This window comes from Mycobacterium sp. 1482292.6 (genome assembly GCF_001672995.1).
Classification (GTDB): Bacteria; Actinomycetota; Actinomycetes; order Mycobacteriales; family Mycobacteriaceae; genus Mycobacterium; species Mycobacterium europaeum_A.
Genome location: NZ_LZKV01000226.1, coordinates 1 through 4,040, shown reverse-complemented (window position 1 = coordinate 4,040; position 4,040 = coordinate 1). Strand labels below are relative to the sequence as shown.

Below are 4,040 nucleotides of genomic sequence, written 5' to 3'. Positions count from 1 at the left end.
GGTCTGCACCGAACTCGCCGCCGGCCAGACGCCGACCGCGGTCACCGTCGACATCTTCCGGCACACCAGCCTGACGCCGCCGCAGGCGGCCCACGTGGTCTTGGCGGCCACCCAGGCCTATTGCCCGCAATTCTCCGGTCAGCCCGCCTAGGCGAATAACGAGCCGCGATGGGGGATTTCGAAAGTCGGAATCCCCCATCGGCCGTGGGAGCCGACGCCCCGCACGGCTCCAAGGATTTGTAAAGAAGTCCAACAGGCGCACGTTCGAAGCTCTTCTCAACACCCGCCCAGCCCCGACCCACGCGGCCAGAGACGAGAAGAGGCACACCATGACGACCGCCAACTTCACCAAGACCCTGACCCTCGCGGTGGCCGCCGGCGCGGTCGCGCTCGGTGTGGCGGCCCCGGCCGGAGCCGCAGCGTCCCAACTCACCTACGGCGACCCGACCGCAGCCGCCCAATTCTGGCGCCAGCAGCAGTACGACGACTGCGTGCTGATGTCGAGTGCCGATGTCATCGGCGAGATCACCGGCGTGGCTCCCTCGGAGCACGACATCATCGCCAAGGCCCAATCGACGCCCAGCATCGCGCATCCCGGCTCGATCTACACCAAGCCCGCCGCCACCGGCAACCCGGAATCCGGAATGGGCGCGAACACCGCGGACATTCCCGAGTTGCTCGCCCAGTACAAGATCGGCGCCGTCCTCAGCGACAAGGACGACGCCGCGCAAACCGGCACCCCGGCCGGAATAGCCGCTCTCGAGCGGGCGCTCGGCGGCGGTCACAAAGTGATCGTCAGCCTCAACGCCGAGCTGATCTGGCACCAGCCCGTCGAAGACAAGGGCAAGGACGGCCGCCCGGAGTCCAACCACGCCGTGGTGGTGACCGGCGTCGACACCGTCGCCGGCATCGTCCACCTCAACGACAGCGGCACACCCGAAGGCCGCAACGAGCAAATCCCGATCAAGCTGTTCGTCGAGTCCTGGGACACCAGCAACGAGTTGATGGTCGTCACCACCTAGTCGCCGCCGGCGATTCGGTTCACGCGGCGCGCAACAGCAAGCGGCGTGCGCGTCGCGTGGCCGATATGTGGCGGCGGTGCAATTCAATTCGTGCGACGCACCCACTATCGCCCTGGGTGCGAACACATTTCAGCCCCCGGCCCCGGGTGCGGCGCCGCGCTGGGGCCATGGTTGGACGACATGCCGTCCGAGCTCGACGGTTTCTCGTGATTCGTAACGAATCCGCCCGCTTGGCGTCACAATCACAATGGTGAGCTCAGGGCATCCGACGCCGCGGACGCGGAAAGGCTGGTAGGCGGGATGGCGGACAAGCGTCTCGAATTCGGTCTGCTCGGACCGTTGGAGATGAGCGTCGACGGCACCCTGGTGCCGCTGGGCACACCCAAACAGCGGGCGGTGCTGGCGATGCTGCTGATGAACCGCAACAACCCGGTCGGCGTCGACCGGCTCATCACCGCCCTGTGGGACGAGTCGCCACCGTCGGGGGCGCGGGCCAGCATCCACTCCTACGTGTCCAACCTGCGAAAGTTGCTGACCGGTGCCGGCATCGACCCGCGCACGGTGCTGGTCGCGGCACCGCCGGGTTACCGGCTCAACGTCGCCAACGACCGTTGCGATCTGGGCCGGTTCATCGCCGAGAAGACCGCCGGCGTGCAGGCGGCGGCCGCCGGCCGGTTCGAGCAGGCCAGTCAGCACCTGTCGGCCGCCCTGGCCGAATGGCGCGGCCCGGTGCTCGAGGACCTGGACGGCCTTCGCTTCGTCGACGCCTTCACCGCGTCGCTGGTCGAGGAGAAGATCCTGGCTCACACCGCGCAGGCCGAGGCCGAAATTGCTTGCGGACGCGCCTTTACCGTGATCACCGAACTGGAAGCCCTGACGGCCGAGCATCCTTACCGCGAGCAGCTGTGGGCCCAATTGATGACCGCCTACTACCTCGCCGACCGCCAATCCGACGCGTTGGCGGCCTATCGGCGCGTGCAGAAATCGCTGGCCGATGACCTCGGGATCGACCCCGGCCAGAACCTGCGCGCCCTCAACGACCAGATCCTGCGCCAAGAGCCGCTGGACGTGAAGAAGAACGCCATGACGACCGCGGCGGTCGCGATAACCGTGCTCGAGCACTACCCGACCGACGACAAGGTGGCCGCTTATCTGCACGAGGTGTCCGGACGCAGTTATCCGCTGCGGGGATCGACAACCATTGGGCGGCTAGGCGACAACGACATCGTGCTCGACTCCCCCAAGGTCAGCCGGCATCATGCCGTCATCGTCGACACCGGAAACGGTTACATCATCGACGACCTGCGGTCCTCGAACGGCGTGCACGTGCGGGAGCAACGGATCCGTTCCGCAGCCGCCCTGCGGGACGGCGACCGCGTGCGGATCTGCGACCACGAATTCACCTTCCAGGTCGCCGCTGACCACGAAGACGAGGCCTGAGAGCACGGCGAGCCGACCCGCGCTGACACGCGCGGCGATTGTTCCCGTTATCGTGCGGTGGGACGCCTGCGCGCTTACCGTCATGATTGCTCAGTCACGGGTTGCGATCGTGTGTCTGCCCGCAAAGTCTCGAACGAGACCGGCAGGCTAGGGGTTGGGTTGGAAGGATGAGGAATGAGTGACGAGCAGTCCTCACGGGCGGGGTCGATGTTTGGCCCCTACCACCTAAAGCGGCTGCTGGGCCGCGGTGGGATGGGTGAGGTCTACGAGGCCGAACACACCGTCAAAGAGTGGACGGTCGCGGTCAAACTCCTGTCCGAAAGCTTCAGCCGGGACCCGGTGTTTCGCGAGCGGTTGAAACGCGAAGCCCGCACCGCCGGTCGTTTGCAGGAACCGCACGTGGTGCCGGTGCACGACTACGGCGAAATCGACGGCCAGATGTTCCTCGAGATGCGTTTGGTCGAGGGCACCGACCTGGACAGCGTGCTCAAACGCTTCGGCCCGCTGACTCCACCGCGCGCGGTCGCCATCATCACCCAGATCGCGTCGGCGCTCGATGCCGCGCACGCCGCCGGGGTGATGCACCGCGACATCAAACCGCAGAACATTCTCATCACCCGTGACGACTTCGCCTACCTGGTCGACTTCGGCATCGCCAGCGCCACCACCGACGAGAAGCTGACGCAGCTCGGCACCGCGGTCGGCACCTGGAAATACATGGCGCCAGAACGGTTTTCGGACGCGGAAGTCACCTATCGCGCCGACATCTACGCGCTGGCCTGCGTGCTGTTCGAGTGCCTGACCGGGACGCCACCCTACCGCGCCGACAGCGCCGGGGTGCTGGTCTCCGCTCACATGATGGACCCCATCCCCGCGCCCAGCGCGCAGCGCCCGGGGGTCCCGAAGGCCTTCGACGTGGTGATCGCCCGCGGCATGGCCAAGAAGCCGGAGGATCGCTATGCCAGCGCGGGTGATCTGGCCCTGGCCGCCAAGGAAGCGTTGAGCAACCCCGACCAGGACCGCGCCGCCACCATCTTGCGCCGCAGCCAAGAAGCCGCACTGCCCGCCGCCGACTACCCCGGCGCGGGAGCCCACGCCGCCGCGGCGCCCCCGCAGCCGTTCGGGCCGACGTTCAACACCCCGCCGCCGTCGCCGTTCGACCCGCCGTCGGCCCCCAGTTCCGGTCCGATACCGGCGCACGGCGGTCAGGCGTGGACCCCGACCAGCGGGCCGATCCCGGCGGCCGGTCAGCCGTATTACCAAGGCACCAATGCCAACTGGGGCGCGCCGCCCCAGTTCACCAGTTCGACGCCCTGGGGTCAGCCCCCGCCCAAACCGCACCGCTCGATCTGGCCGATCATCGCGGCCGTCGCCGTGGTGCTCGTCGTGATCGCGACCGGGGTCGGCATCTGGCTTGTCGTTCGCCCCAAGCCGGAACCACCGCAGGCCGCCCCGCTGGGCCCCGAACGCCTCAGCGGCCTGCTGCTCGGCCCGGCCGACATCAACGGTGTGATGGGCTCGTCGTCGATGCAGCCGGGCAAACCCATCACCTCGACGGACAGCTCCTCGGTGACGGTC

General features: G+C 67.7%; 4 protein-coding genes. All 4 read left to right on the top strand.

What is annotated here, in order from left to right:
- Positions 1-151 (top strand): DUF732 domain-containing protein (locus A5624_RS27725; protein ID WP_156749150.1); only part of this gene is annotated, 151 nt, incomplete at its 5' end.
- Positions 152-329: 178 nt separating this feature from the next.
- Positions 330-1,022, top strand: coding sequence for a hypothetical protein (locus A5624_RS23135; RefSeq protein ID WP_066871630.1), 693 nt, complete (start codon positions 330-332; stop codon positions 1,020-1,022).
- A 300-nt stretch (positions 1,023-1,322) separates the two neighbouring features.
- Positions 1,323-2,462 (top strand): BTAD domain-containing putative transcriptional regulator, encoded by a 1,140-nt coding sequence (locus A5624_RS23130; protein WP_066871627.1) that lies wholly within the window; start codon positions 1,323-1,325, stop codon positions 2,460-2,462.
- Positions 2,463-2,636: 174 nt separating this feature from the next.
- On the top strand, positions 2,637-4,040 hold a 1,404-nt coding region (locus A5624_RS23125), incomplete at its 3' end, for a serine/threonine-protein kinase (protein ID WP_066871633.1).

Coding starts and splice junctions, on each gene's coding strand:
- A5624_RS23135 (WP_066871630.1), top strand. CDS start 330: ATGACGACCGCCAACTTCACCAAGACCCTGACCCTCGCGGTGGCCGCC.
- A5624_RS23130 (WP_066871627.1), top strand. CDS start 1,323: ATGGCGGACAAGCGTCTCGAATTCGGTCTGCTCGGACCGTTGGAGATG.